This is a genomic window from Sinomonas soli (assembly GCF_054782415.1).
Map to the genome: position 1 here is coordinate 437858 of NZ_BAAGSN010000015.1, position 19427 is coordinate 457284.

Annotated in this window: 24 protein-coding genes and 3 tRNA genes; 23 read left to right on the forward strand and 4 right to left on the reverse strand. The window is 70.8% G+C overall.

Translation table 11 applies throughout. From position 1 onward, the window contains the following. The first annotated feature begins 44 nt into the window (after window positions 1-44). The 4 genes from ACYVKZ_RS15560 to ACYVKZ_RS15575 all read left to right on the forward strand — a co-directional run bounded on the left by ACYVKZ_RS15560 (window position 45) and on the right by ACYVKZ_RS15575 (window position 974). A tRNA-Glu gene (locus ACYVKZ_RS15560) sits at window positions 45-117 on the forward strand. Between the two features lie 81 nt (window positions 118-198). Continuing rightward, a tRNA-Asp gene (locus ACYVKZ_RS15565) sits at window positions 199-272 on the forward strand. Window positions 273-322: 50 nt separating this feature from the next. Beyond that, window positions 323-395: transfer RNA gene (locus ACYVKZ_RS15570), tRNA-Phe, on the forward strand. A gap of 129 nt (window positions 396-524) precedes the next feature. Further along, entirely contained in the window at window positions 525-974 is a 450-nt protein-coding gene (locus ACYVKZ_RS15575) for an SRPBCC family protein (protein ID WP_460993126.1), read from the forward strand. Window positions 975-994: 20 nt separating this feature from the next. On the opposite strand, the gene ACYVKZ_RS15580 is transcribed toward ACYVKZ_RS15575, so the two are convergent. Further along, window positions 995-2413, reverse strand: a complete 1419-nt coding sequence (locus ACYVKZ_RS15580) for an MFS transporter (protein WP_460993127.1) — start codon at window positions 2411-2413, stop codon at window positions 995-997. Between the two features lie 121 nt (window positions 2414-2534). Between ACYVKZ_RS15580 and ACYVKZ_RS15585 the strand changes: the two genes are divergently transcribed. The 15 genes from ACYVKZ_RS15585 to ACYVKZ_RS15655 all read left to right on the forward strand — a co-directional run bounded on the left by ACYVKZ_RS15585 (window position 2535) and on the right by ACYVKZ_RS15655 (window position 12697). Further along, a complete protein-coding gene (locus tag ACYVKZ_RS15585; RefSeq protein ID WP_460993128.1) occupies window positions 2535-3083 on the forward strand; it encodes a TetR/AcrR family transcriptional regulator in 549 nt (182 codons plus the stop codon). A gap of 80 nt (window positions 3084-3163) precedes the next feature. Next, window positions 3164-3598: an Asp23/Gls24 family envelope stress response protein gene (locus tag ACYVKZ_RS15590; protein ID WP_307006995.1), complete on the forward strand. Its 435-nt coding sequence runs from the start codon at window positions 3164-3166 to the stop codon at window positions 3596-3598. Beyond that, window positions 3595-3786 carry a hypothetical protein gene (locus tag ACYVKZ_RS15595; RefSeq protein WP_066494703.1) on the forward strand — a complete coding sequence of 64 codons (192 nt, stop codon included), beginning with the start codon at window positions 3595-3597 and terminating at the stop codon, window positions 3784-3786. The genes ACYVKZ_RS15590 and ACYVKZ_RS15595 overlap by 4 nt, the downstream gene beginning before the upstream one ends. A gap of 5 nt (window positions 3787-3791) precedes the next feature. Next, window positions 3792-4220 (forward strand): hypothetical protein, encoded by a 429-nt coding sequence (locus tag ACYVKZ_RS15600; protein WP_460993197.1) that lies wholly within the window; start codon window positions 3792-3794, stop codon window positions 4218-4220. Continuing rightward, window positions 4213-4842, forward strand: a complete 630-nt coding sequence (locus ACYVKZ_RS15605) for a hypothetical protein (protein WP_460993129.1) — start codon at window positions 4213-4215, stop codon at window positions 4840-4842. The genes ACYVKZ_RS15600 and ACYVKZ_RS15605 overlap by 8 nt, the downstream gene beginning before the upstream one ends. Further along, window positions 4839-5483 carry a hypothetical protein gene (locus tag ACYVKZ_RS15610; protein ID WP_460993130.1) on the forward strand — a complete coding sequence of 215 codons (645 nt, stop codon included), beginning with the start codon at window positions 4839-4841 and terminating at the stop codon, window positions 5481-5483. The genes ACYVKZ_RS15605 and ACYVKZ_RS15610 overlap by 4 nt, the downstream gene beginning before the upstream one ends. 118 nt (window positions 5484-5601) lie before the next feature. Continuing rightward, window positions 5602-5841: a hypothetical protein gene (locus ACYVKZ_RS15615; RefSeq protein WP_460993131.1), complete on the forward strand. Its 240-nt coding sequence runs from the start codon at window positions 5602-5604 to the stop codon at window positions 5839-5841. Window positions 5842-6060: 219 nt separating this feature from the next. Continuing rightward, window positions 6061-7353 carry an ABC transporter substrate-binding protein gene (locus ACYVKZ_RS15620; RefSeq protein ID WP_373458012.1) on the forward strand — a complete coding sequence of 431 codons (1293 nt, stop codon included), beginning with the start codon at window positions 6061-6063 and terminating at the stop codon, window positions 7351-7353. A gap of 92 nt (window positions 7354-7445) precedes the next feature. Further along, the gene (locus ACYVKZ_RS15625; protein WP_307007001.1) at window positions 7446-8450 is read left to right on the forward strand and encodes a carbohydrate ABC transporter permease; all 1005 of its coding nucleotides are present in this window, start codon (window positions 7446-7448) and stop codon (window positions 8448-8450) included. A gap of 1 nt (window position 8451) precedes the next feature. After that, window positions 8452-9333: a carbohydrate ABC transporter permease gene (locus ACYVKZ_RS15630; RefSeq protein ID WP_460993133.1), complete on the forward strand. Its 882-nt coding sequence runs from the start codon at window positions 8452-8454 to the stop codon at window positions 9331-9333. A gap of 17 nt (window positions 9334-9350) precedes the next feature. Beyond that, window positions 9351-9605: a hypothetical protein gene (locus ACYVKZ_RS15635; RefSeq protein WP_460993134.1), complete on the forward strand. Its 255-nt coding sequence runs from the start codon at window positions 9351-9353 to the stop codon at window positions 9603-9605. A gap of 38 nt (window positions 9606-9643) precedes the next feature. Further along, entirely contained in the window at window positions 9644-10663 is a 1020-nt protein-coding gene (locus tag ACYVKZ_RS15640) for a LacI family DNA-binding transcriptional regulator (RefSeq protein WP_307007004.1), read from the forward strand. 71 nt (window positions 10664-10734) lie between these two features. Next, a complete protein-coding gene (locus ACYVKZ_RS15645; protein ID WP_460993135.1) occupies window positions 10735-11640 on the forward strand; it encodes a hypothetical protein in 906 nt (301 codons plus the stop codon). A 104-nt stretch (window positions 11641-11744) separates the two neighbouring features. Continuing rightward, window positions 11745-12116 (forward strand): phage holin family protein, encoded by a 372-nt coding sequence (locus tag ACYVKZ_RS15650; RefSeq protein WP_460993198.1) that lies wholly within the window; start codon window positions 11745-11747, stop codon window positions 12114-12116. Continuing rightward, the gene (locus tag ACYVKZ_RS15655; RefSeq protein WP_460993136.1) at window positions 12113-12697 is read left to right on the forward strand and encodes a DUF3618 domain-containing protein; all 585 of its coding nucleotides are present in this window, start codon (window positions 12113-12115) and stop codon (window positions 12695-12697) included. The genes ACYVKZ_RS15650 and ACYVKZ_RS15655 overlap by 4 nt, the downstream gene beginning before the upstream one ends. Before the next feature lie 30 nt (window positions 12698-12727). Here ACYVKZ_RS15655 and ACYVKZ_RS15660 read toward each other — a convergent pair whose 3' ends face one another. From ACYVKZ_RS15660 to nadE, 3 genes are all read right to left on the reverse strand, one after another. Continuing rightward, complete coding sequence (locus ACYVKZ_RS15660) at window positions 12728-13561, reverse strand: hypothetical protein (RefSeq protein ID WP_460993137.1); 834 nt, start codon at window positions 13559-13561, stop codon at window positions 12728-12730. A gap of 40 nt (window positions 13562-13601) precedes the next feature. Next, complete coding sequence (locus tag ACYVKZ_RS15665) at window positions 13602-14414, reverse strand: exodeoxyribonuclease III (protein ID WP_460993138.1); 813 nt, start codon at window positions 14412-14414, stop codon at window positions 13602-13604. 75 nt (window positions 14415-14489) lie between these two features. After that, a complete protein-coding gene (gene nadE / locus ACYVKZ_RS15670; RefSeq protein ID WP_460993139.1) occupies window positions 14490-15335 on the reverse strand; it encodes an ammonia-dependent NAD(+) synthetase in 846 nt (281 codons plus the stop codon). Window positions 15336-15353: 18 nt separating this feature from the next. On the opposite strand from nadE, the gene dgoD reads away from it, so the two are divergent. From dgoD to ACYVKZ_RS15690, 4 genes are all read left to right on the forward strand, one after another. After that, window positions 15354-16499 (forward strand): galactonate dehydratase, encoded by a 1146-nt coding sequence (gene dgoD / locus ACYVKZ_RS15675; protein ID WP_460993140.1) that lies wholly within the window; start codon window positions 15354-15356, stop codon window positions 16497-16499. A 70-nt stretch (window positions 16500-16569) separates the two neighbouring features. Further along, complete coding sequence (locus ACYVKZ_RS15680) at window positions 16570-17223, forward strand: bifunctional 4-hydroxy-2-oxoglutarate aldolase/2-dehydro-3-deoxy-phosphogluconate aldolase (RefSeq protein WP_460993141.1); 654 nt, start codon at window positions 16570-16572, stop codon at window positions 17221-17223. Beyond that, window positions 17220-18173, forward strand: coding sequence for a sugar kinase (locus ACYVKZ_RS15685; protein ID WP_460993142.1), 954 nt, complete (start codon window positions 17220-17222; stop codon window positions 18171-18173). Before ACYVKZ_RS15680 ends, ACYVKZ_RS15685 begins: the two co-directional genes overlap by 4 nt. An 85-nt stretch (window positions 18174-18258) precedes the next feature. Beyond that, window positions 18259-19302: a Gfo/Idh/MocA family protein gene (locus ACYVKZ_RS15690; RefSeq protein ID WP_460993143.1), complete on the forward strand. Its 1044-nt coding sequence runs from the start codon at window positions 18259-18261 to the stop codon at window positions 19300-19302. Window positions 19303-19427 lie beyond the last annotated feature (125 nt).

Consider the following 19427-nt stretch of genomic DNA (forward strand, 5'->3'; position numbering starts at 1 on the left):
TGTCTGGCCAGAGAGGCCGGCCCTATAGTTTGATGGTCTGGCTGGCCCCCATCGTCTAGTGGCCTAGGACACCGCCCTTTCACGGCGGCGACACGGGTTCGAATCCCGTTGGGGGTACGCAGGATGAGGATTTGGGAAGGCCCCGAAGGGTCTGCTAGGATCTAAGTCTTGTGAGCGGGGTTCAGCCCGCAAATACGAGGCCCTGTAGCGCAGTTGGTTAGCGCGCCGCCCTGTCACGGCGGAGGTCGCGGGTTCAAGTCCCGTCAGGGTCGCTTCGGCGACATGGCCCACGGTCAGTTGCCTTTCGGTGAGAGATCATCGAGGCTCTGTAGCTCAGTTGGTAGAGCGTTCGACTGAAAATCGAAAGGTCACCGGATCGACGCCGGTCGGAGCCACTTCAGCCAGAGGCCCCCGCAGCAGCGGGGGCCTCTGTTGTTTCCCTGTGGACCTCGTCCGCGGACGCGCTGCTCCACCGGGCCTTTGGGCCGTGGCCGACCGGGAGCTGCCGCCCCTAGCGTCGTTCCATGGGACACATCAAGGTGAGCACGTCCATCGACGCTCCGGTCGAGCGGGTGGTCGAAGTGGCGGCGGACCCGGAGCACTGGGCGTCGTGGTGGGTGAAGCTGGGCGAGGCCGAGAAGATCGAGGGCGACGGCGGTCCGGGCACCGTTGTGGAGCACAAGTACCTCATGGCCGGGGTCCCCTTCCACGTGACGACCCGGGTCACCGAGAGCAGCCCGACTCCGACCGGCGGTCAGCGCATCCGCCTCGAGTTCGAGGGGCCCCTCCGTGGCTGGCAGGTGTGGGACTACGAGCCGGCAGGGAACGGCACCCGGGTGACGGCGGAGTTCGACTACAACGTGCCGGGGAGCGCCATCGGGAAGTTCGCGGACGAGCTCATCATCGAGCGGATGCAGGAGCGGGCGCGCCAGCAGACGCTCGAGAACCTCAAGCTCCTGGCCGAGGCCGGCTGAGCACGCCCGCCGGGCGGCACTCACCCGCGCCGCACCCGGAGCGACAGTCCCACCGCGGCGACCAGCGCGAGCCCCGAGAGGACGGCGGCGGAGACGAACCCGGCCCGGCCCCCGGCGAGGAAATCGCCCGGGACCGCGAAGGCAGCATAGGTCGATGCAACGATGGCGAGGCCCACCGCGCCGCCGAGCTGCTGCATGGTCTGGAACAGGCCCGACGCCGAACCGGCATGCTCGGGCTCGACGTCCCGAAGCGCGAGGGTCGTGAGCGGCATGAAGGTCAGGCCCGCGGAGATCCCGGTGCACAGGAGCGCGCCGACGACGACCGCGAACGGCGTCTCTGGCCCCAGCTGGGTGAGCGGGAGGAACCCCACCACCCGCAGCAGGGCGCCCGCGGTCACGAGCCGCTCGGGGCCGAAGCGCTCGACCAGCCGGGAGATGATCCGCGAGACCGCGAAGATGCTCAGCGGCATCGGAAGGAACACGAGCCCTGTCACGAGAGGGGACAGGCGGAGGACGTCCTCGAGGTACTGGACCATCAGGAAGAACATCGCGAGCATGCCGCCGAAGGTCGCCGCCATGGTCGCGAGGGCGCTGAGCCGGCTGGGGCTCCGGAGCAGCTCGGGGCGCAGGAGTGGGTGCGCCACGCGGAGTTCGGTGACGCCCAGCGCAGCCAGCAGCGCCACGCCGACGGCGAGGCCGCCGATCGTCCGGGCGTCCGCCCAGCCGAAGTCCGCCGCCTGGAGCAGCGCCCACACGATCGCGACCGCCCCGCCGGTTGCGGTCACGGCGCCGAGCACGTCGAAGCGCCCGGACCGGCGCGGGGTCTCGTCGACGAGCCGCGGGACCGCCACGAGGATCAGGGCCCCGATGGGCACGTTGATGAAGAGCGTCCACCGCCAGTTGGCGGCGTCGGTGAGGATGCCGCCGAGGATGAGGCCCAGCGCGCCGCCCATGGAGGCAATGGCGGAGAAGAGGGCGAGCGCGCGGTGGCGCGCGCCGTCGTCCTTCGCGGAGGTGGTGACGAGCGCGAGCACGCTCGGTGCGGCGAACGCGGCCCCGAGGCCCTGGAGGGCGCGGGCCACGACAAGGACGACGGGTGAGGCCGCGAGGCCTCCGAGGAGTGAGAAGGCGGTGAAGGCCCCGACCCCGACGAGGAAGGTGCGGCGGCGTCCGAGGACGTCTCCGACCCTGCCTCCCAGCAGCAGGACGCCGCCGAAGGCGAGGGCGTAGGCGTTGAGCACCCAGCTGAGCTGGGCGGGGGAGAAGCGGAGGTCCACGGCAATGTGTGGGAGCGCGACGTTCACCACGGTCGCGTCGAGGACGAGCATGAGCTGGGCGAGCATGACCAGCCAGAGGCCGGCGTTTCCCGCGCGGCTGCTTCTGGCGGGGCCGGTGGACTGCCCGGCTGCGGGCACGCGGGCTGCAGTGGTTTGTGGCATGGGGAAGTGTCCTGTTCTGGCCGAGGGGCTGACGTACACTAAAGAGGAGAGTTCCTCCGGTTAGAACTATACGGAGAGTGTCTCCGTTTGGCAATCCGTCTTGAGGAAAGGTGTCCAGACCGTGCGCGCTGATGCCCGCCGCAACCGCGACCGCATCGTGGAGATCGCCCGTGCCCTGTTCAAGGAGAAGGGCTTCGCCGGGGTGTCGATGGACGAGGTGGCCAAGGCTGCAGGAGTCGGGGCCGGGACCCTGTATCGCCACTTCCCCACCAAGGAGGCGCTGTACGACGCCGTACTGGAGGCGTGGACGGATAAGGTCAAGGCTGCCGTGGACCGGGCCCTCGGGCTCGACGCCTCCGCGAGGGACAAGCTTGTGAGCTGGTTCGGCGACTATGTCGACCTGCTCAATGGGCACAAGGGCGCGGCCGCGCGCATCACCCTCGCGCTCGGTGACCCGGCCTCGCCCTTTGCCGCCAAGTGCACGCGGTACCTCGGCGCGAACCAGCGGGTCATCGACGAGTTGGGCCCCGCGCTGCGCCCGGGCGTGGATGCGATGGAGATCTCGCGACTCGTCGGCGCGGTCGCAGCGGTCGCGGACGGGAGCGGCCTCGGGCGGGACGAGGTCGCCTCGATGCTCGGCGTCGTCGCGGACGGACTCGTCGCCGCCTGAACACAGCCCGCGCGGCGCCTCAGGTCCAGTGTCGGCGGTGCGTACTAAGGTAGTGCGCAGAGGCGACGAGGGGAGGCCGGATGACCCAGGAACCAGGCGCGCTCGGTGATGAGTTCAGCGCTGCTGTCGCCGCCACGGGACGGACCGTGGTCCACGAGAATGCTGTGGCCAAGGTCGCCGCGGCCGCCGCGCGGGCAGTCCCGGGCGTCCACTCCCTCGGGTCGGCCCCCTCGCGCGCGCTCGGGGCGATCCGCGAGGCCGTCGGTCCCGCGCTGAGCGACCATGCGGCGGGCGTCCGCGCAGAGGTTGGCCAGGCCCAGGCGGCCGTCGACGTGACGCTCGTGGCCGAGTATGGCGTCCCGCTCCAGCAGCTCGCCGACCAGATCCGCACGGCCGTGTACCACGCCGTCGAGGGGCTCACCGGGCTGCAGGTCATCGAGGTCAACGTCGAAATCGCCGACGTCTTCATCGGCGAGCCGCGCCAGGGCGCCAAGCCCGGAATCGAGGTGCAGTGAGTCTGGTCGTCGTGGGCATCGGCGCAGGAGCCTTCCTGGCCTTCATGTCCTTCCAGTTCGGTGTGTGGGGCTTCCTCGTCTCCCTCCTCTTCATGGCCATCGGCGCGGCGCTGGGCCGCGCGGCCGAGGGCCGGCTCGACCTACGGCGCGTCTGGGAGGCTCTGCTGGGGCGGCGATCCTCCTCGTGAGCCAGATGCCCCCGCCCGGCGCGGCGCCCGTGCCAGCGCCACCCTCGAGGCCTCCCGGCAGCGCCTACGCCGGGCTGAACCGGGTGAGCACCCAGGCCCTCACGAGTCTCGCGCAGGCGGCTGCCGGCGCCGAGCTGGGCATCCGTCCCGGCGACGTCCGGGCGGACTGGTCGGACGACGCCGGCCTGCTGGCTCTGCGGATCGTCGCGCCGATCGCGATCCCGGACCTCTCCGAGGCCGGTGCGCCGGTGGGCGTCTCGGCCTGGGGCGGGAGCATGTGGGAGCGCTGCGCGATGGCGAAGGGGCGCATCCTCGAGTCTGTCTCGCGTCTGAGCGGGGCAACGCTCTCCCGCGTGGACATCCGTGTCTCCGGAATCCGGACGGAACGTCGGCCGGCCGTCCTCGGCCGCCCCGTGGAGGTCCTGCATGGCTGAGCGCCGAGCCCCCCGGGCCGAGGACGCCCCGGCGCCGTCGGCAGACGGAGGCCACGGGCTCGACTCGGCGGTCCGCCGCGAGACCAGCTCGTCCAGGGCGTACGTGGCGGCCCTCGTGGCTCTCGTCGTTGCGGCCGTCTGCGCGTACGGCCTCCTCGAATCGACGCTGCAGGCCGTGGGCCAGCCAGCGTGGCTCATCGATCCCGAGTCCGCCGCCCGCGCCGTTGCTGGGCTCCCTGCCGGGGCCAATCGCGGGCTCCTCGGGCTAGCCGGCGCGGTCCTCGCGATGGTCGGCCTGATCCTGGCTGTTGTGGCCGTGCGACCGGGGCGCCGGGGCCGCCGATCGCTGCCCGGCGGCAGGATCGCCGTCGTGGTCGACGACGAGGTGCTCGCCTCCGCGCTCGCGCGGCGCGCGCGGGCGGCCGCCGTGGTCCGGCCCGAGCAGGTGAACGTGGTCATGACCGAGCGGGAGGCGATCGTGTACGTCCGCCCCACCTCGGGCATTCCAGTGCGGGCAGAGGACGTGCTCGCCGCGACCGAGGAGGAGCTCGCACGCCTGCGCCCGGAGCCCTATGTCCAGCTGCGGGTCCGGGTCGAGGGGACGGGGGTGGTCGGCGCGTGAACGGCACGCCCCGGGCTCTCAACCGCGTCCTCATCTTCCTGTTCGGCCTCGTGATCCTCACGGTCGGCGCCCTGCTCGTGCTGCTGGCAGCTGTGCCGGCGGTGGCGTCGTGGTGGCACGGCTGGGCGCCCTCCGCCGCGGAGTCGGCGGGAACCGTCTTCGTCGGATCACGGGTGCCCGGGACCACGGTCTCCTGGTTGTGGCTGCTGCTCACGGTGGCCGCCGTCGTCGTCGTGCTCCTGATGGTGTGGTGGGTCGCCCAGCAGGGGAAGGGGCGCAGCGACCTGGTCGCCGCGACAGGACCCGAGGGGGGTGCCGGGCCGGAAGGCGAGTTCCTGCCCGGCGAGGCGCGGGGCCGGGTGAGCATCGCGGCCGCGGCCGTGGAGCAGGCGGTGCGGGCCGCCCTCGCCCCCCGCAAGGACGTCCTGGGCAGCAGCGTCGTGGCCGTGGACTTCGAGGGCCGCACCGCCCTGCGGATCCGGCTCGTCGCGCGCCAGGGGGCGGACCCGGCCGCGATCGCCCAGGACGTCGAGCGGCTCGTGGACCGGCTCAGGCGGGTGGTCGGCGTCTCCGTCCCCGTCCTCCTGCACATCACCTCGGGCGCCCGCACCCGTTTCAGCCGCGCCGAGCGGGTCCGCTAGCACTGCCCCGGGCGCGGACCGGATCCTTGCGGCCTCCCAGCGCCTCCGCCTACCGTGAGCGCGGGGGCGCAACCCTGCCCACCCGAAGAGGCCACCATGGCCCCGATAGGAGGACCAGATGAGCGGGAACGGAACTGAGGGAGCGAAGGACGGTCTCGAGGCCGCGGTCGAGAAGGGCAAGGAGTTCGCGGCGGACGCGACCGAGAACGTGAAGGAGTTCGCGGCGGACGCGACCGAGAACGTGAAGGAGTTCTTCTCCGGCGACGTCGGGCAGCACGCCAAGGACCTCGCCGAGGACGTCACCGAGAACGTCAAGGAGTTCGGCTCGAAGATCGCCGGCCTCTTCAAGGGGGACTAGGCCTCGCCCTTCTGCTGCCCACCGGGGGTGCCCTCCTCATCAGCGGGGGCGCCCCCGCACGGTGGGACTCGGCGCACCGCAAGAGGCTTAGGTCACGGTGAGAAAACGATCTGCGTAAGCGCTTGCACAGATCCTTGCATCGCCCCTAATGTGAGGGCCACCACACATCACTGGGGCGGCGGAGCGTGAGCGCTGCCTCGACCGACACAGGAGTCGAGCATGAGAATCCGAACCTTCTCCAGATATGCCTCTCCTCTGGCCGCGGCAAGCGTACTGGTGCTGGCCCTCTCGGCCTGCAGCGGAGGATCCAGCGGAGGCGGGGGAAGCACCGGCGGCGGGGATGCGGCCAACAACCTCGATGGGCGCGGCCCGATCACGTACGTCCAGGGCAAGGACAATTCGAACGTGGTCCGCCCGCTCATCGACAAGTGGAACGCGGCCCACCCTGACCAGAAGGTCACGTTCAAGGAGCAGTCGGACCAGGCCGACCAGCAGCACGACGACCTCGTGCAGCACTTCCAGGCCAAGGACCAGAACTACGACGTTGTCGACGTCGACGTGGTCTGGACTGCCGAGTTCGCTGCGAAGGGCTGGCTGCAGCCGCTCAAGGACAAGATGGCCATGGACACCACGGGGATGCTTCCCGCGACGGTGAAGACCGCCACCTACAACGGCACCCTCTACGCGACGCCGCAGTCCTCGGACGGCGGCCTGCTCTACTACCGCAAGGACCTCGTGCCGAACCCGCCGAAGACGTGGGACGAGATGATGAGCATGTGCTCCATCGCGAAGCAGAACAACATCGGCTGCTACGCAGGGCAGTTCGCCCAGTATGAGGGCCTCACGGTGAACACCGCGGAAGCCATCAACTCGTTCGGCGGCAAGATCGTGGACGACTCCGGGAAGGCCGTGGTCAACTCGCCCGAGGCCAAGACCGGGCTCAGCAAGCTCGTGGACGCCTACAAGAACGGCAACATCCCGCAGGACGCGATCACGTACCAGGAGGAGCAGGGCCGCACGGCGTTCGAGAACGGCAAGCTCCTGTTCCTGCGCAACTGGCCCTACGTCTACAACCTGGCCAAGACCGACGGCTCCTCGACGGTCAAGGACAAGTTCGGCGTCGCCCCGCTTCCCGGCAAGGACGGCCCGGGCGCATCCTCGCTGGGCGGCCACAACGCCGCGATCAGCGTCTACTCGCAGCACAAGGCGACCGCGCTGGACTTCCTGAAGTTCATCGCGAGCTCTGACACGCAGAAGTTCTACGCGACCCAGGGCTCCCTGGCCCCGGTGCTGTCCTCCCTCTACACGGATCCGCAGCTGACGGCGAAGCTGCCGTACCTGCCGACCCTTCTGACCTCCATCCAGAACGCCGTGCCGCGCCCCGTCACGCCGTACTACCCGGGTGTCACGAAGGCGATCCAGGACAACGCCTATGCAGCGCTCAAGGGGTCGAAGTCGGTTGACCAGGCCCTGACCGACATGCAGTCCGCCATCACCGCGGCAAGCCAGTAGCCACTGCGGGGCGGGCGGTCCGGGTGCCTCGCGGCGCCGGGCCGCCCGCCCCTTCCTAGAGCCGACAAAGTCCTCACAGAGGAGTCACACCCATGTCCACTCAGGTCCCGCCCCGGGCCGCCGCCACGGCGGCAACGCGCGAGCCGCACCACACCCCGGGCAAGGAGAGCGCCGACCGCAGACAGGTCACCCAGGGACGCACGGCCGCGATCCTGCTCGTGCCGACGATCATCCTGCTTGCGGTCGTCATCGTCTACCCGGTGGTCAACGCGATCATCATGTCCTTCCAGAAGGACGCCGGGCTCGTCAACGGCTTCTTTGTCCAGGGCGGCGCGGCCGGGTTCGACAACTACGCCCACTGGCTTGCGCAGCAGTGCAACGGCCAGGCATGCCCCCCGGGCACTCTCGGATCCCAGTTCTGGAACGCGTTCGGGACCACCTTCTTCTTCTCCATCGTCACCGTGGCCCTCGAGACGGTCCTCGGGTTCTGGATGGCCATCATCATGGCGCGGACGTTCCGCGGGCGCAGCGCCGTGCGTGCGGCCGTCCTCGTCCCGTGGGCCATTCCCACCGCCGTGACCGCGAAGCTGTGGTTCTTCATCTTCGCCGTCGACGGCATCGCCAACAGCCTCTTCGGCACCCACATCCTCTGGACCGGGTCGGAATGGCCCGCCAAGTGGGCCATCATCATCTCCGACGTCTGGAAGACCACGCCGTTCATGGCACTGCTGATCCTCGCTGGCCTCCAGCTCATCCCGGACGAGGTCTACGAGGCGGCGAAGGTCGACGGCGCCTCCGCGTGGCAGCGCTTCACCCAGATCACGCTCCCGCTCGTCAGGCCGGCCCTCATGGTCGCCATCCTCTTCCGTATGCTCGATGCCCTGCGCATGTTCGACCTGCCGTACATCATGACCCAGGGCGGCAACAACACCACGACCCTCTCGATCCTCGTCGTCGACCAGATCAGACAGGGGTTCAACAGTGCGGCCGCGCTCTCGACCATCACCTTCCTCGTGATCTTCATCGTGGCCTTCATCTTCGTCCGCTTCCTCGGCGCGAACGCCGTGGGCGCGGCCACCTCTGCGGGAAGGAAGTGACATGGCCGCCACCGCAACCCTGCCCCGGACCGCCGCCGTCCCAGCGCGCCGCAAGGGCTTCGACTGGGCCGCACTGCGCACCTACATCTCGGCGGCGATCATCCTCGTCTGGTGCCTCGCCCCCTTCTACTGGATGGTCGTCACGGCGTTCCGCGACGTGGGCTACACGTTCGACCCGACGTTCTTCTTCACGCACGTCACCCTCGACAACTTCAAGACCGTCTTCGACACGAGCCTGGGGAACCACTTCGCCCAGAACCTGCTCAACAGCTTCATCGTGGCGGGAGTGACCACCGTGGTGGCGCTCGTGGTCGGCGTCTTCGCCGCCTACGCGCTCGCGCGCCTGAACTTCCGGTTCAAGTTCGCGGTGATGGGGTTCATCCTCGGGGCGTCGATGTTCCCGGGCGTCGCGCTCGTGACGCCGCTGTTCCAGCTGTTCACCAACATCGGGTGGATGGGCACCTACCAGGCGCTCATCATCCCGGATATCTCCTTCACCCTGCCGCTCACCGTGTACACGCTCACCTCGTTCTTCCGTGAGATGCCATGGGAGCTCGAGGAATCGGCACGCATCGACGGGTGCACCCAGGGCCAGGCCTTCCGGAAGGTCATCCTCCCGCTGGCCGCGCCCGCCACGTTCACGACGGCGATCCTCGCCTTCATCGGCGCGTGGAACGAGTTCCTCATCGCGAGCCAGCTGTCCTCCGACGCCACCAAGACGGTGACGGTGGCCATCGCCTCCTTCGCCGGCTCGCAGCCGCACGTCGAGCCGTACACCGCCGTCATGGCGGCCGGCACGATCGTGACGATCCCGCTCGTGATCCTCGTGCTCGTGTTCCAGCGCAAGATCGTGGCGGGGCTCACCGCCGGCGCGGTCAAGTGATCAACCACCACGATCCGATGTCCGTGGGTGGAGCGGCGTACCGCCGCTCCACCCCGCACCGGAAGGCGGTGATCGAGCAATTCGAGATCTTCATGGGCTTCCTGGGCTTCTGGGGTCTCATCCTCCTCGTCGTCACGGTCTGGCTAGAGGTCACGGGACAGCCCGCGCTCGGGTGGGCGCTGGGCCTGCTCGCCGTCCTGCTCGCGATGGCGGGCCTGTGGAAGCTTCGGCGCAGGGTGCTCCGCGGCGAGAAGGACGAGTTCAAGGGCTGAATCACCGGCCGCCGCGGCGGCCCCCCTGGGGAGGGAACATGGTAGGGATCGACGACGTCGCCGCCGCCGCGGGGGTGTCGACGGCGACGGTCTCGCGCGCCATCCGGGGCCTGCCGCGCGTCTCTCCCCAGACCCGTGCCAAGATCCTCGCGACGGCCAAGGAACTGGGCTACGTGCCGTCCTCGGCCGCCTCCCGGCTCGCGAGCGGGAAGACGCGCACCGTCGGGGTGCTCGCCCCGTACGTGGACCGGTGGTTCTTCGGGAAGGCGATCGCCGGCGTCGACCAGGAACTGCACGGACACGGGTACAACCTCTCCCTGTTCAATCTCGGGGGGCGCTCCTCCCCGCGCGAGCGGCTCTTCAGCAAGGCCATGGTGCACAAGCAGATCGACGCGCTCCTGCTCCTGTGCATGTTCCTGCGCCCCGAGGAGATCGAGGACCTCCACGCGATCGACATGCCGCTTATCGTGGTGGGCGGCCCGGTGCCGGGCTGCCCCAACGTCGGGATCGACGACTACCTCGCCGCGCGCTCCATCACCGAGCACCTCATCGGCCTCGGCCACCGGCACATCGCCCTCCTGCACGGGCAGGACGACTCGGACCTGAACTTCTCGGTGCCGCAGATCCGCGTCGAGGGGTTCAACGACGCCGTCCACGCCGCCGGGCTCGAGCTCCATCCCGAGGCGTCCTTCTTCGGCAACTTCACGGTCGCGAGCGGCGTCGAGGCCCTGCACCGCTTCGTCGCGCTGCCCGAGCCGCGGCCCACGGCGATCGTCTGCGCCTCGGACGAGATGGCCCTCGGGGTGCTCTTCGAGGCCAGGCGTCTGGGCCTGCGTGTGCCGGAGGACCTCTCGGTGGTGGGAATCGACGGCCACGAGATGGGAGCCTCCGCAGGGCTCACCACGGTCTGGCAGGATCCCCGGGCCCAGGCGCGCCGCGGCACCCAGATGCTGCTCGCCGAACTCGGCGGCGAGGCCGGAGCGGTCCACAGCGAGGTCGCCGAGCAGCGGCTCATCGTCCGGGAGTCGACCGCCCCGCCGCCTGCCCCTTTCGTGTGAACTTCGCGCGATCGGGTATTCGACCATGCGTCAGGTACTCGACCGAGTGACGATCGCGAAAGGAACAGACCATGAGCGAATCTCTGTCCGGACATCCCGGAGGACCGCAGCAGTCGCCATCCACGACGGACGCGGTGAAGGGCGAGGCCCAAGGGGTCGCGGGCGACGCGGCATCATCCGCCGGAGCCGTGGGAGGTGTGGCGAAGCAGGAGGCCACGAACGTGGCCCACGAAGCGAAGTACCAGGCCAAGGACCTCTACCACCAGAGCCGTCAGGAGCTCATGGAGCAGGCCGCCGCCCAGCAGTCGAGGGCCGCCGACGGGCTCCGCTCCATCCACCGCGAGCTGCACTCGATGGCCTCCAACAGCGAGGAACCGGGGGTCGGAACCGACCTGGTGCGCCAAGCAGCCACTCGCGCGGGGTCCTTCGCGGACTGGCTCGATGCCAGGGACCCGGGCTCCCTCCTGGAAGAGGTCAAGGGCTACGCGCGGCGCAAGCCGGGCGCGTTCCTCGCGATCGCCGCCGGCGCCGGCCTGCTCGCCGGCCGCCTGTCCCGGTCGCTGGCCGCGAACGCGTCCGACGGCGGAGCCCAGACCCAGCCCCGGTCCGCCCAGATTCCGGCCCGCCCCAGCCAGGCGCCGGCACAGCCCGCTGCGCCCACCGCCGCGTACCCGACGGGGGAGGGCTTCCCGACTGACGGCGGCTACGCGGCTGGCGCGGGATCGGCAGCTGGGACCGGCTATCCTCCCGGTGCGGAGTACCCGGAGGAGGTCGGCTACGGTACCGGTGCCGGCTACGCCCAGGGCGCGGCGGCCGGCGAGGGGTACCCGGAGGAGACCGGCTACGCCGAGCAGGCCGCGGGGACCGTGGGCAACCCCGACTACGCGGCGGGGCCCGCTGACGCCGACGGCTACACGGGCCGGCATGCCTCCGGCCTCGTGGAACCGCGCGACGCGGAGCGGGGTGAGCTGCCGTGAGCCACAGCCCCGGGTATGAATCCGCCGGGGTCGCGGGCGGCCCCGGCTACGCCCCCGGAGCCGGGGCCACGCCGCCGGCCGAGGAGAAGGCGGCGTCCAACTCGCTGGGCGATCTCGTCAAGGACGTCGCGGGCGACCTCTCGACCTTGGTGCGCCAGGAGCTCGAGTTGGCCAAGGCCGAGGCGCGGGAGACCGCGACGCGCGCGGGCAAGGGTGCGGGGATGTACGGCGGGGCCGGGATTGCCGGCCACTTCGTGCTGCTCTTCCTCTCCCTCGCCCTGTGGTGGGCCCTCGGGTACTACCTCGTCGGTCTCGGCTGGTCGGCCGTGATCGTCGCCGTGCTCTGGGGCATCGTGGCCGCCATCCTGGCGGTCCGGGCCAAGAAGGAACTGCAGGCAGTCAAGGGCCTCCCGCGCACCGCGGAGACCGTCAAGAAGATTCCGGAGTCGCTCAAGCCGAGTGAGGAGCCACGATGAGCCAGAACCCCGAAGAAGTCAGGCAGGACATCGAGCAGACGCGCGCGCGGCTGGGCTATGACGTGGATGCCGTGGCAGACAAGGTCACGCCCTCCCACATAGCGCACCGCCAGACCGAGAAGATCAAGGGGGCGATGTCAGGAATGAAGGACAGAGTCATGGGAACGGCCGATGACGCGAGGGCCTCGGCCAGGGACACCGTCCACGGCGCGGGCGGCACCGTGGAGCACGCCCAGCAGGGCGTGGTCCGCAAGACCCGCGGGAACCCCCTCGCGGCAGGGCTCATCGCCTTCGGCGCCGGCCTGCTCGTCTCCTCGCTGATCCCGGCCAGCGAGAAGGAGCAGGAGCTCGCCGACACGCTCAAGGAGAAGGCGCAGCCGCTCACGCAGGAAGTCGCGGGCGCTGCCCGCGAGGTGGCCGACCACCTGAAGGAGCCGGCCCAGGAGGCCGTCGCCTCTGTGAAGGACACTGCTTCCTCCGGCGCCCAGAACGTGAAGGACGAGGCCCAGACCCAGGGCGGCGCAGTGCAGGACCGCGTCCAGGAAGCCCGCCAGAACGTCAGCGACGCCAGCGGCAGCTGAGGTAGCACCCCGCCGGTCTTCCGGCTGGCCTCAAGAAGCGCGGGCCAGCTGGCGGATCGGGATCCACCGGGAGGCGAGGCGCCGGTAAGCGGCAGCGGCGCCCGTCATGTCCCCCTCGGCGAGGCATTCGATGCCGAGGAGCACATCCGTCGGCGAATCGTCGGGGAACACCCTGTCCGCCACGCTGCCGTAGTCGAGTTCCACCATGGAGTCGGGGCTGAACTCCTCGAGCCACTCCGTGAGGGTCGTGAGCTCGTCGAGCAGATTCATCTCGGGCGCGGCGAGGGCGAGGTTCGCCACCGCGAAGCGCGCCCGGCTGATTGCCTTGGCCCACGTAGCGGTGATCCGGACCGTCGCCACATGGTCGTCCTCTTCGACGACGTCCGTCGGGTCACCCTCATGGAACAGCACGAACCAGCTGAACGGGATGCCCCAGAGCGACTCGCGCGTGTTGATGCGCGGCGTCCCGGACTCCTCGGCGAGCCGGTCCACCCGCTCCTGGTGCCGTGCGCGTGCCGCCTCCGGAAGGAGGACGGACGCCAGGGGGGAGGGCGCCGTCGTGAGCACCGACTCCGCGGCGAGCCCGGAGCGCAGCACGAGTTGGGACGGGCAGTAGACCGTCTTCCCGTCGGCGGTGATGCTCCGCGTGAACTCGGCGTGCCCGTCAGGGAACGGGTCGCCGGAATGGCGGGCGATGCGGCGCAGCGCGTCCTCGGCCTCCGCCCGGTCGAGCTCGTTCCGCCCCTGCTCCGAGAGCCCGCGCCTGATCCGCTGCTGCTCCTCGGCCGTGAAGGCGGAGAGGGGCTCGTAGACGCGCAGCTGGGAGGCGAGGGGGCGTCCCGCGCGGACGCGCCGCGCGCTCATCCCGTTCCGCTCCATGCGTGGGCCGCCGCAGACGGCGAGGTCACGAGGGGTCCGCCACGTCCACGACGACGGGCGCGTGGTCCGAGGCGCCCTTCCCCTTGCGCTCCTCGCGGTCGATCATCGCGCCCGTGACGCGGGAGGCGAACGCGGGGGAGCCGAGGACGAAGTCGATCCGCATGCCCTCCTTCCGCGGGAAGCGCAGCTGGGTGTAGTCCCAGTAGGTGTACACCCCGGGTCCCGGAGTGAACGGCCGCACGACGTCGGTGAAGCCCGAGGCCTCGAACGCCCGGAAGGCCTCCCGCTCGGGCTCACTGACGTGCGTGAACCCCTGTGTGCGGAACAGGTCGATGTCCCACACGTCCTCGTCCCTGGGCGCGATGTTCCAGTCCCCGACGAGGGCGATCTGCGCGTCGGGATCCTCGGCGATCCACTCAGCCGCGTGGCCGTGCAGGACCTTGAGCCACTCGAGCTTGTACGGCATGTGCTCATCGTCGAGGGCGCGGCCGTTGGGGATGTAGAGGCTCCAGACCCGCACCCCGCCGCAGGTGGCCGCGATGGCGCGCGCCTCCTGGGCCGTGTTCTCGCCGTTCTTGCCGAACGAGGGCTGGTCCGGGAAGGTCCGCTCGACGTCGGTCAGCCCCACGCGGGAGGCGATCGCCACGCCGTTCCACTGGCTGAGCCCGAAGTGCGCCACCTCGTAGCCGTTGCGCTCGAAGAGCTCCCACGGGAAGTTCTCGTCCTTGCACTTGGTCTCCTGGATCGCGAGCACGTCCACATCGCTGCGCAGGAGCCAGTTCTCGACGCGGTCGGCGCGGGCACGGAGGGAGTTGACGTTCCAAGTAGCAAGCTTCACGCCGCCCACGCTATCAACCGCGCAGCGAGTCGGCACCGTGGGCAGCCGACTCGCTGCCGTCTGACGACCGAGGTGCTACTTCGACCAGCTCGTGGCCCCTTCGCGCCACCACGTGTCGAACCGCGTCACAGGGGTTGCGCGCTTGTGGCGCGTCATGAGGTACCGGCGTTCGATGGACTCGGCGACCTCGTCCGAGACCTCCCGCCCCTCGAGGTAGTCGTCGATGTCGTTGTAGGTGATGCCGAGCTCGTGCTCGTCCGTGCGGCCCGGCTGGAGATCGAGCAGGTCGGCCGTCGGGATCTTCTGCCACACCTGTTCCGGGGCGCCGAGGTGCTGCAGGAGGGCACGGTTCTGGCGCTTGTCGAGCCCGAAGAGCGGAAGGATGTCCGCGCCCCCGTCGCCATACTTGGTGAAGAACCCCGTCACGGACTCGGCGCCGTGGTCGGTGCCGATCACCAGGAGGTTCCGCTCGCCGGCGATCATGTACTGGGCCGCCATGCGGGCCCGGGCCTTGGTGTTCCCGCGGACGAAGTCGCTCAGCTCGCCATCGCACGAACGCTCGTACTCGGACTCGAACCCGTCCACGGCGGCCTTGATGTTGAAGGTCCGCGTCGACGTGGGCCGGATGAAGTCGAGGGCGGCCTGTGCGTCCTCCTCGTCATGCTGGACGCCGTGGGGCAGGCGGACGGCGACGAAGTCGGCCTCGACGCCCTCCTCCGCGAGGGATTCGACCGCGAGCTGGGCCAGCCGGCCCGCGAGTGAGGAATCGAGGCCGCCGCTGATGCCGAGCACAAAGCCTCGGGAACCGGTCGCACGGAGGTAGTCCTTGAGGAACGCGACGCGCGCCTCGACCTCCTCGGCGGGGTCGATCTCGGGCTTGACGCCCATCTCCTCGATGATCTTCGCCTGGAGTTCGCGCATGGGGATAGCGTACTTGCCATGGAGATTGCCCGCATCGAGACCTTCCTCGTGCCGCCGCGCTGGCTCTTTGTCCGGATCGAGACCGACACCGGGATCGTGGGCTGGGGCGAGGCGACCTGCGAGGGCCGGTCGGAGACGGTCCGCACCGCCGTGGACCAGCTCTCCGAGCTCCTCCTCGGCCAGGACCCGCTGCGGATCGAGGACCACTGGCAGGTGCTCACCAAGGGTTCCTTCTACCGGGGCGGCCCCGTGCTCGCGAGCGCCGTGGCAGGACTGGACCAGGCCCTCTGGGACATCGCCGGGAAGCACTTCGGCGCCCCCGTCCACCAGCTCCTCGGCGGCCCCGTGCGGGACCGGATCCGCGTCTACGGGTGGGTCGGCGGGGACGAGCCGGACGAGGTGGCCGAGGCGATCGCCGCGCAGGTCGAGGCAGGGCTGACGGCCGTGAAGATGAACGCGTCCGGGCGCATGTCGGCGAACGGCAGCGTCGCCGAGCTGGACGGCGTCGTGCGCCGGGTCGCCGCAGCCCGAGACGTCCTCGGCCCGGACCGCGACGTCGCGGTGGACTTCCACGGCCGGTTCACGCTCGCCACGGCGCGGCGCGCGGCCTCCCTCCTGGCGGACCTGCACCCGTTCTTCCTCGAGGAGCCCGTGGTGCCGGAGAACTCCCACCTGATCGGGCGCATGGTCGAGTCGACCACGATCCCGATCGCCACCGGGGAGCGGCTCTACTCGCGGCAGGAGTTCCTCCCCGTGCTCCAGGCCGGGATCGCCGTCGCGCAGCCGGACCTGAGCCACGCGGGCGGCATCACCGAGGTGCGCAAGATCGCCGCGCTCGCCGAGGCCTTCGACGTCCAGCTCGCCCCGCACTGCCCCCTCGGCCCGATCGCGCTCGCGGCGTGCCTGCAGGTCGGCTTCTCGACTCCGAACTACCTCATCCAGGAGCAGAGCATCGGCATCCATTACAACCGGGGCGCCGAGGTGCTGGACTATGTGCTGGACCCCGGGCCGCTGGCGTTCGTGGACGGCTGCATCGAGCGGCTCACCGGCCCGGGCCTCGGCATCGAGGTCGACGAGGCGGCGGTCCGCGACGCCGACCGCCGGGGCCACGCATGGCGCGGGCCAGTGTGGCGGCACCCCGATGGGTCGTTCGCCGAATGGTGACCCCACCCGCATGCGATTGGCCAGCAAGCGATCGGCCAGCCCAGCGGTCGGCAGCGAAGGAAAGGCAGTCATGAGCACTCTCGACAACCCCACCCTCCTCGAGGTGGTCCGCGCGAGCCGCGTCGTCGCCGTCATCCGCGGGGACTCGCCCGAGCATGCCGCAGACGCGGCGCGCGTGCTCTTCCGCGAGGGCATCCGGCTCGTGGAGATCGCCCTCACCACTCCGGGCACGCCGGACGCGATCGCGTCCGTGGCCCCGGAGGTCCCCGAGGGCGCCTACCTCGGGGCCGGGACCGTCCTGACCCTCGAGGACGTCGACGCGGTCGTCGCCGCGGGGGCGGCGTTCGTCGTGACCCCGTCCGTGAGCGAATCCGTCCCCTATGCGGCCGGGCGGGGCGTCCCCGTGCTCGCCGGAGCCTTCACGCCGACCGAGGCCTACGAGGCGTGGCGGCAGGGCGCCGCCGCCGTCAAGCTCTTCCCCGCCTCGGCGGTCGGCCCCGGCTACCTCAAGGCCCTCACCGAGCCCTTCCCGCAGATCCCGTTCCTGGCCGTGGGCGGCATGGGGCTCGAGCAGCTCCCGCAGTACATCGCCGCGGGAGCCCTCGGGATCGGCGCCGGGGGGCCGCTCGTCGGCGACGGCGCGCGGGGCGGCAGCGCCGAGGCGCTCGCCGAGCGCGCCCGGGCCTTCGTCTCCGCCGCCCGGGAGCTCGAGGGCGCCGCATGAGCTCACCGGCCGGCAGCGTCGTCACCGTGGGGGAGGCCCTCGTCTCGCTGAGGTCCGTGGGACCGCTCGCGATCGGCGGTCCCCTGACCATGCATGCCGCCGGGGCGGAGCTCAACGTCGCCGTGGCCCTCGCCCGGCTGGGCCACGAGTCCTCGTGGGGCGGCGTGCTGGGCGACGATGAGCTGGGCGAGTTCATCCTGCGCAGCCTCGCCGCCGAACGCGTCGACTCCTCCCGGGTGCGCCGTGACTCCCGGCCCACCGGGATCATGTTCCTCGAGGCGCGAACCCCGGAGGTCTCCCGGGTCTTCTACAACCGCCGAGGGTCAGCCGGCGCCCGGCTCTCGCCGCACGATGTGGACCGCATCCTCGACAGGGACCTCGCCTGGCTGCACCTGACCGGCATCACCCCGGCGCTCTCGGACGTGGCCCGGGCCGCGGTGCTCCACGCGGCAGAGCTCTGCCGACGACGTGCGGTCCCGTTCTCCGTCGACGTCAACTTCCGCTCCAAGCTGTGGAGCACCGACGAGGCGGCGGAGGTCCTGCCCTGGCTCATCGAGGGCGCCGAGGTGGTCATCGGCTCCCCGGCCGAGCTCGCGCTCGCCGCCCCCGAGGGCACCACGCTCGAGGCCGCCGCCGAGGAGCTCCTCGGCACCGGCGTGGGCGAGGTCGTGGCCAAGCTCGGCGCGGACGGGGCGCAGGCCTTCACGCCCCACGGCGCGCTCCACGCCCCCGCCTTCCCGGTCAGGGCCGTGGACACGGTCGGCGCAGGGGACGCGTTCACCGCCGGGTACCTCTCGGCGAGGCTCGACGGCGACGACGTGGCGGGGCGGCTGCGCCGGGGCTGCCTCCTCGGGGCCTTCGCGGTGGGGCACCTCGGGGACTGGGAGGGCCTGCCGCGCCGCGACGAACTCGCCCTCATCGATCTGGGCGACGGCGAGACGCACCGCTAGGACGGCGGCCGGCGGCGGCCGGGGTGTCGATGGCATCCGGTGGCAACCGATTGCGGGCCTGAGGGCGGCTCACTAGCGTGGAGGGATGCAGCCTGAGGATACGCCCGTGCTCCGCGCCGCCGTGATCGGCTGCGGCGACATCTCCGCCCAGCACCTCGCGGCGATCGGGGCGCTCGCGGCCCACGGCGCGGTGCGCCTCGTCGGCGTCGTCGACCCCGACCCGGCGCGGCGCGCTGCCGCCTCCGCCTCCCACGGGGTGCCCGGCCACGCGAGCGTCGGCGAGCTGCTCGCCGAAGGAGGCGCCGACGTCGTCCACGTCTGCACTCCGCACAGCGAACACGCCCCGGCGGTGATCGAGGCGCTCGCCGCGGGCGCGCACGTCCTGACGGAGAAGCCGCTCGCGCACACCCTCGCGGACGCCGAGCAGCTGGTCGAGGCGGCCGACGCCGCGTGGCTGGCTGGGCGGACCCAGCTGGGCGTGTGCTTCCAGAACCGCTACAACGCCCCGGTCGTGGCGATGCGCGACCTCTTGGCATCCGGCATGCTCGGCGCCGTGCTCGGGGCGCAGGCCACGGTCATGTGGCACCGGCCGCCCGAGTACTACGCTGCCCGGCCGTGGCGGGGCACCTGGGCGGGCAGCGGCGGCGGCCTCCTCATGAACCAGGCGATCCACACGCTCGACCTCCTCCAGTGGCTCGTCGGGCCCGCCCAGGTTGTCGACGGGCGGGCCTCTGCCCGGGTGCTTGCCGACGTGATCGAGGTGGAGGACACCGCGGACCTGGTGCTGGAGCATGCGGGGGGCCAGCGCAGCGTCTTCTTCGCGACCAACGCCAACGGACTCAACGCCCCCGTGACTCTGGACATCCAGACGGAGTCCGCGGAGCTGAGCCTGCGCGGGGACCTCACCGTCCGGTACGCCGACGGGCGCGTGGAGACGGTCGAGGAGTCCGGCGTCCTCCCGGGGGAGCGCAGCTACTGGGGCGCGTCCCACCGGCTGCTCATTGCTGACTTCTACCGGTCCGTCGCCGCCGGGGAGCGGTTCTGGGTCGGTGCCCGGGAGGCCTCGGAGTCGCTGCGGCTCATCAAGGACGTCTACGCGCGCTCCTACGCTGCGGGGGAGTGGGTCTAGGTCCTTCCCGCGCCCCGGCGTAACGTTCCGGCACACCAACGGCAAGATCTGGCAATCGATGGCCATTGGCAATCGAATGCCAATACGGTGGGGTCCAGACCGGCTGTGATACCTCTCACAGGACA

What these genes read in the sequence shown, in the direction of transcription:
- ACYVKZ_RS15580 (WP_460993127.1), bottom strand. Translation starts at nt 2,413, where the DNA reads ATGCCACAAACCACTGCAGCCCGCGTGCCCGCAGCCGGGCAGTCCACC.
- ACYVKZ_RS15575 (WP_460993126.1), top strand. Translation starts at nt 525, where the DNA reads ATGGGACACATCAAGGTGAGCACGTCCATCGACGCTCCGGTCGAGCGG.
- ACYVKZ_RS15685 (WP_460993142.1), top strand. Translation starts at nt 17,220, where the DNA reads ATGAGCTCACCGGCCGGCAGCGTCGTCACCGTGGGGGAGGCCCTCGTC.
- dgoD (WP_460993140.1), top strand. Translation starts at nt 15,354, where the DNA reads ATGGAGATTGCCCGCATCGAGACCTTCCTCGTGCCGCCGCGCTGGCTC.
- ACYVKZ_RS15605 (WP_460993129.1), top strand. Translation starts at nt 4,213, where the DNA reads ATGGCTGAGCGCCGAGCCCCCCGGGCCGAGGACGCCCCGGCGCCGTCG.
- ACYVKZ_RS15645 (WP_460993135.1), top strand. Translation starts at nt 10,735, where the DNA reads ATGAGCGAATCTCTGTCCGGACATCCCGGAGGACCGCAGCAGTCGCCA.
- ACYVKZ_RS15690 (WP_460993143.1), top strand. Translation starts at nt 18,259, where the DNA reads ATGCAGCCTGAGGATACGCCCGTGCTCCGCGCCGCCGTGATCGGCTGC.
- ACYVKZ_RS15680 (WP_460993141.1), top strand. Translation starts at nt 16,570, where the DNA reads ATGAGCACTCTCGACAACCCCACCCTCCTCGAGGTGGTCCGCGCGAGC.
- ACYVKZ_RS15615 (WP_460993131.1), top strand. Translation starts at nt 5,602, where the DNA reads ATGAGCGGGAACGGAACTGAGGGAGCGAAGGACGGTCTCGAGGCCGCG.
- ACYVKZ_RS15640 (WP_307007004.1), top strand. Translation starts at nt 9,644, where the DNA reads ATGGTAGGGATCGACGACGTCGCCGCCGCCGCGGGGGTGTCGACGGCG.
- ACYVKZ_RS15630 (WP_460993133.1), top strand. Translation starts at nt 8,452, where the DNA reads ATGGCCGCCACCGCAACCCTGCCCCGGACCGCCGCCGTCCCAGCGCGC.
- ACYVKZ_RS15660 (WP_460993137.1), bottom strand. Translation starts at nt 13,561, where the DNA reads ATGAGCGCGCGGCGCGTCCGCGCGGGACGCCCCCTCGCCTCCCAGCTG.
- ACYVKZ_RS15600 (WP_460993197.1), top strand. Translation starts at nt 3,792, where the DNA reads ATGCCCCCGCCCGGCGCGGCGCCCGTGCCAGCGCCACCCTCGAGGCCT.
- ACYVKZ_RS15635 (WP_460993134.1), top strand. Translation starts at nt 9,351, where the DNA reads ATGTCCGTGGGTGGAGCGGCGTACCGCCGCTCCACCCCGCACCGGAAG.
- ACYVKZ_RS15620 (WP_373458012.1), top strand. Translation starts at nt 6,061, where the DNA reads ATGAGAATCCGAACCTTCTCCAGATATGCCTCTCCTCTGGCCGCGGCA.
- ACYVKZ_RS15590 (WP_307006995.1), top strand. Translation starts at nt 3,164, where the DNA reads ATGACCCAGGAACCAGGCGCGCTCGGTGATGAGTTCAGCGCTGCTGTC.
- ACYVKZ_RS15655 (WP_460993136.1), top strand. Translation starts at nt 12,113, where the DNA reads ATGAGCCAGAACCCCGAAGAAGTCAGGCAGGACATCGAGCAGACGCGC.
- nadE (WP_460993139.1), bottom strand. Translation starts at nt 15,335, where the DNA reads ATGCGCGAACTCCAGGCGAAGATCATCGAGGAGATGGGCGTCAAGCCC.
- ACYVKZ_RS15625 (WP_307007001.1), top strand. Translation starts at nt 7,446, where the DNA reads ATGTCCACTCAGGTCCCGCCCCGGGCCGCCGCCACGGCGGCAACGCGC.